This window comes from Herbidospora sp. NBRC 101105 (genome assembly GCF_030269205.1).
Taxonomy (GTDB): domain Bacteria; phylum Actinomycetota; class Actinomycetes; order Streptosporangiales; family Streptosporangiaceae; genus Herbidospora; species Herbidospora solisilvae.
The window spans coordinates 184465-189348 of record NZ_BSSX01000010.1; the positions used below are offsets into that span (position 1 = coordinate 184465).

4 protein-coding genes are annotated in these 4884 nt (G+C 74.0%); 2 read left to right on the top strand and 2 right to left on the bottom strand.

Going from position 1 to position 4884, the window contains the following annotated elements; all coding sequences use genetic code 11:
- Positions 1-3: 3 nt before the first annotated feature.
- Entirely contained in the window at positions 4-813 is an 810-nt protein-coding gene (locus QSK34_RS35635) for a sulfotransferase domain-containing protein (RefSeq protein ID WP_285590942.1), read from the bottom strand.
- Positions 810-1604, bottom strand: a complete 795-nt coding sequence (locus tag QSK34_RS35640; RefSeq protein ID WP_285590943.1) for a sulfotransferase domain-containing protein — start codon at positions 1602-1604, stop codon at positions 810-812. Before QSK34_RS35640 ends, QSK34_RS35635 begins: the two co-directional genes overlap by 4 nt.
- Before the next feature lie 100 nt (positions 1605-1704).
- Here QSK34_RS35640 and QSK34_RS35645 point away from each other — a divergent pair, with 100 nt between their 5' ends.
- Together QSK34_RS35645 and QSK34_RS35650 are read left to right on the top strand one after the other, a co-directional pair.
- Positions 1705-2418: an ABC transporter ATP-binding protein gene (locus QSK34_RS35645; protein WP_030455527.1), complete on the top strand. Its 714-nt coding sequence runs from the start codon at positions 1705-1707 to the stop codon at positions 2416-2418.
- A complete protein-coding gene (locus QSK34_RS35650; protein WP_285590945.1) occupies positions 2403-4700 on the top strand; it encodes an ABC transporter permease in 2298 nt (765 codons plus the stop codon). The genes QSK34_RS35645 and QSK34_RS35650 overlap by 16 nt, the downstream gene beginning before the upstream one ends.
- The last annotated feature ends 184 nt before the right edge of the window (positions 4701-4884 follow it).

Below are 4884 nucleotides of genomic sequence, written 5' to 3' on the forward strand. Positions count from 1 at the left end.
CCCTCAGGGCAGGTAGCCGAACCGCTTCACCAGCGCCGCGAACGCGGCGTCGCCGGCGATCCGCCGCCGGTAGGCCTCCTCGGCCTCGGGGCTGATCTCCGCCAGCGGCGGCGGCTCGTCCGGCGCCTTCCCCGGACGGGGACGGGGGTCCCGGAACGCCTCGATGCCCGGGAGGGGCGAGGAGATCGGGGCCTCCCTGACGGCGTCGGGCGTCCAGGCGGCCAGGGTCCGCTTGATCCGGTCGTCGTCGACCGGGCCCATCGTGCCGAGGAAGGCGACGAGACGGCGCAGGGCCGCGGCCGGATCGCCGGTCAGGTCCTCGTAGCGGACCACGCAGATCTCGCTCAGGCCGGGGAAGTGGGCGCGGGCCCGTTCGGGCGTCGTCCACTCGGCGACGTGGTCCTCCCAAGTGGCCCTCGACGGGCCGAAGCCGGGGATCGCGCCGAGGGCGCCGACCAGTTCGACGGCCGTCCTGGCCCGGTCGCCGGGCTTCACCCGTCCGCCGTGCACGATGGCCGAGATCAGGGACCGCGGATCGCGCACCACGTAGACGACCTTGCCGGTCGCCTCGCGGTAGGGCGCGATGATCTCCTCGCCGGGCAGGGCGTAGGTGCGCACCACGTGGGGGCGGCGCTCGTCGAGCGGCACCGTCCGGCCCCAGTTGCAGAGCTGGAAGAGGTCGGGGGCCGCGGCCAGCGCCGCCTCCTGGGAGACCTCGTGCGGCGGCGCGTCGAACAGGTAGCCGACGAGCAGCAGGTGGGCGGTGGCCGAGCCCGACTGGCGGCACGACGTGATCCAGGCGAGCGGGCTCATGAGGCGTATCCGTGGTCGCGGGCCAGGCCGGCGAACTCGGCGTCGCCGTCGAGCAGGCGGGCGTAGGCCTGTTCGACGCCGGGGCCGTAGCCCGCGAGGCTGCGCCTGGTCAGGCCGTCACCGAAGAACGGCTCGGCCGGGGCGCCGCGCGTGTCGTCCTTCTTCTCGACACCGCGCAGCACGTCGAGGCGCGAGTTGGCGACGGCCCGCTCGACCCGCCCGGGGTCGGGGTCGTCGTCGAACCCCAGGAAGACGATCATCTCGCGCAGCACCGCGACGGGGTCGCGTCTGAGGTCCTCGTAGCGGACGACGCTGATCTCGGCGCCGGGGAAGTGGCGGTGCAGCCGGTCGGGCGAGGTCCACTCCAGGACGCTGGCCGGCCAGGAGCCGTAGCCGACCTTCTCCCACGCCCGCGCGCCCCGATGGGCGACGAAGTGGTGGGCGAACGCCTCGCGGTGGCCGGGGCCGACCCGCAGGAACCGTTCGGCGCTGTGCAGCACGTCGCGCGGGTCGCGGATCAGGTAGAGCACCTTGCCGACCGCGTCCCGGTAGGGGCGGTGGACGTCGGCGCCGGGCAGGAAGTGGGTCTTCACCGCCAGGGTGCCGGGCCGGTCGAGGGGGAGGGCCCGGCCGTGCTCGAAGACGTCGATCAGGTCGGTGACCGCCTCGTCGAGCACGCCCAGTTCGGCGACCTTGAAACTGATGGCCGCGTCCCTCAGGTAACTCGCCAGCAATATGCGCGTCCAGGTGTTGCCCGATCTGGGATAGGAGGCGACCCAGGCCAGCGGCATGATGAGTCCTCTTTCCACGGTGGGGGGAGCGCGCCGGATAAGGACAGGGTTAACGCGGACGGTCACTCGGATGCAACCTTCCGGCGACCATGGTGGGAGCATGAACGAAGGCGAGGGAGCGGTGATCCGGCTCGACGCGGTCCGCAAGGTCTACGGCGGCGTCGCCGCCCTGCACGACGTGACTCTGGAGATCTCCCCCGGCGAGGCGGTCGCGGTCGTCGGGCCGTCGGGCAGCGGCAAGTCGACGCTGCTCAACATGGTGGCGGGCCTCGACCGGCCCACGTCCGGCTCGGTCGTGGTCAACGGCGAGGACCTGACCGCCATGGGCGAGGCGGCGCTCGCGCGGTTCCGCCGCCGGCACATCGGGATCGTCTTCCAGTTCTTCAACCTGCTCGACGACCTGCCGGTGCTGGAGAACGTCGCGCTGGCGGCGCGGCTCGTCGGCGTGCCCGCGCGCGGCGCCCGGGCCCGCGCGCTGGAACTGCTCGACGGGCTCGGCATCGCCGACCGGCGCGACGCCTACCCGGCGACGCTGAGCGGCGGCGAACGTCAGCGGGTCGGCGTGGCCCGCGCTCTGATGAACCGGCCCGCCCTGCTCATGGCCGACGAGCCGACCGGCGCGGTCGACAGCCGGACCGGCGAGCAGATCATGGACCTGCTGCTCGACCTCAACCGCACCGGCCAGACCCTGCTCCTGGTCACCCACGACCAGTGGCTGGTCACCCGGTGCGCGACCCGGCAGGTCGACTTCATGGACGGCCGCATCGTCGGCCAGACCGAGCTCGACAGGGGCCGGTCGTGGCACGCCCGCTGAGCGCCGTCTGGACGGTCGCGCGCGCGGGCGTGCGGCGCCGCCGCCTCCAGACGGTCAGCATCGCCCTGGTCGTCGCACTGGCCACCACCACCCTCATCTTCGGCCTCGGCCTGGTGACCCGGGCCGGCTCCCTCTTCGACGACGCGTTCGAGCGGGCCGCGGGCGCCCACGCGACCGCGCGTTTCGACCCGGCCGAGGTGAGCGCCGGACAGCTGGCCGCGACGGCGACCGCGCCGGGCGTCACGGCCGCGGCCGGGCCGTTCCCGGTCGCCACGTTCCCCGGGGTCGGCGGGCCGGGCCGCGCCTTCAGCCTCGTCGTGGCGGGGCGGCAGGACCCCGGTGGTCCCGTCGACCGGCTCAGCGTGACCGCCGGACGCTGGGCGAGCGCGCCGGGGGAGGTCGTGCTCAGCGGCTCCCCGTCGGCCGGGCTCGGGCTCGGGGCGGTGCTGAGCTCGCCGGGGCTGCCCGAGCTGACCGTCGTCGGGTTCGCCACGTCGGCGACCGGCGGGGTCGGCGGATGGGTGACGCCCGCGCAGTTCGACACCGTGCGGCCCGAGGCGTACCAGATGCTGTACCGGTTCGAGCGGGCCGTCGACTCACCCGAGGTGCAGTGGAGTCTGGCCCAGGCGACGGCCGGGCTGCCGATGACGGGCAACGAGTCCTACATCGCCACCCGGCAGGCGTTCCAGGAGCGGTTCCAGGAGATGATCCCGTTCGTCGGGGTCTTCGGGCTGCTGGCCGTGGCCGTGTCGGTGTTCATCGTCGGCAACGTGGTCAGCGGCGCGGTGGTCGCCGGCTTCCGGCACATCGGCGTGATGAAGTCGCTCGGGTTCACCCCGGGCCAGGTCACCTCCGGCTACGTGCTGATGGTGGCCGTCCCGGCGGCGGCCGGCTGTCTGGTGGGCGTGGTCGCGGGCGGGGTCGTCGCCGCGCGGACCGCCGCCGGGCTGGCCGGGAGCTTCCAGCTTCCCTCGGCCGGGGGGATCTCCGCCCTCCTGGCCGTGGCGGCGGGGGCGGGCGTGCTCGCCCTGGTCGCGCTCGCCGCGCTGGTCCCGGCGTCGCGGGCCGGGCGGCTCCCGGCCGTGCAGGCGATCAGCGCCGGGACCGTCTCGCGCGCCGGACGGGGACGCGGCCCCCAGCGCCGGCTGGCCCGCACCCGGTTGCCCGCGCCGGTCGCGCTCGGGCTCAGCCTGCCGTTCGCCCGGCCGGCCCGGACCGCGCTCACGCTCGCGGGGCTCTGCCTCGGGGTGACCGCGGTGACGATGGGCCTGGGCCTCCACCAGACGGTGATGCGGATCGGGCTGGCCGACACCGAGGGGCACACCTCGGTGAAGGTCGGCGTCGACCCGGGCGTGCCCGAGGAGAGCCGCCCCGGCCAGGAGGAGGTGACCGCGTTCGCGCGGTCACTGCCCGGCACCGCCGCCGTGATGAGCCAGGGCAACCTGACCGCGACGATCCCCGGCCTGCCGTCGCAGATGACCGTCGAGGGCTATCTCGGTGACTACGGCCCGTTCCTGGGTGACAACCTCGTACGCGGGCGGTGGTTCGCCGCTCCCGGCGAGGTGGTGCCCGCCGAGGGGTTCCTCCGGCTCCACGGGCTCGACGTCGGCGACGAGCTCGTCCTGTCGGCGGGCGGCACGGAGACCAAGGTGCGGATCGTCGGCTCGTTCGCCCACCCCGACATCGACCGGCTGATGCTCGACGCCGCCACCTTCCCCCAGCCCGGCCTGCTCTCCATGTCGGCCGCGGTCTCGGTGATCGTCGACCCCGGCCTCGACCCGGCCGCCTACGTCGCGCGGGCCAACGCCGTCATGCCGCCCGGGATGCGGGCCAGGATCAGCGCCCCCGACCTGGGCAACGGCGCCGTGCTGAGCACCCTCTTCCTGGTCTTCTCCGTGGTCATCTGCGTGGCCGCCGCGATCGGGGTGGTCAACAGCGTCGTGCTCAGCACCCGCGAGCGCAGCCGGGACCTGGGCGTGCTGAAGGCGATCGGGATGGCGCCGGGCCAGGTCGTGCTGATGATGCTGGTCTCGATGGCCTCCCTCGGCCTCGCCGGGGGCGTCGCCGGCGTGCCGCTTGGCGTGCTGGCGCACCACGCGGTGGTCGACTACACCGGCGGCCTGCTCGGCAGCGGGATGGCCCGCTCGTGGATCGACGTCTACTCCTGGCCGCTGCTGGTGCCGCTGGCGGCCGCCGGCGCGCTGCTGGCCGTCGTGGGCGCGTGGCCGCCCTCCGTCCGGGCGGCGGCGATGCCGACCGCCTCGGTGCTCCGCAGCGAGTGACCTCCTCCGGCCCTGTTCAACTGCGGCGATGCCGTGGTTGAACAAGGTCGTCTTTCTTGTGTTCCCGCCGGTCGTGCGTTGGAATGTCGAGGTCTACCGGGGGCTGCCGAAACGTACGGGGTAATTCGAATCGACAACCGGGCGTTTCTTCGGCGCGGCGTTCGCTGCTTAAGGAGACGCACAA

Coding starts and splice junctions, on each gene's coding strand:
- QSK34_RS35635 (WP_285590942.1), bottom strand. CDS start 813: ATGAGCCCGCTCGCCTGGATCACGTCGTGCCGCCAGTCGGGCTCGGCC.
- QSK34_RS35640 (WP_285590943.1), bottom strand. CDS start 1,604: ATGCCGCTGGCCTGGGTCGCCTCCTATCCCAGATCGGGCAACACCTGG.
- QSK34_RS35645 (WP_030455527.1), top strand. CDS start 1,705: ATGAACGAAGGCGAGGGAGCGGTGATCCGGCTCGACGCGGTCCGCAAG.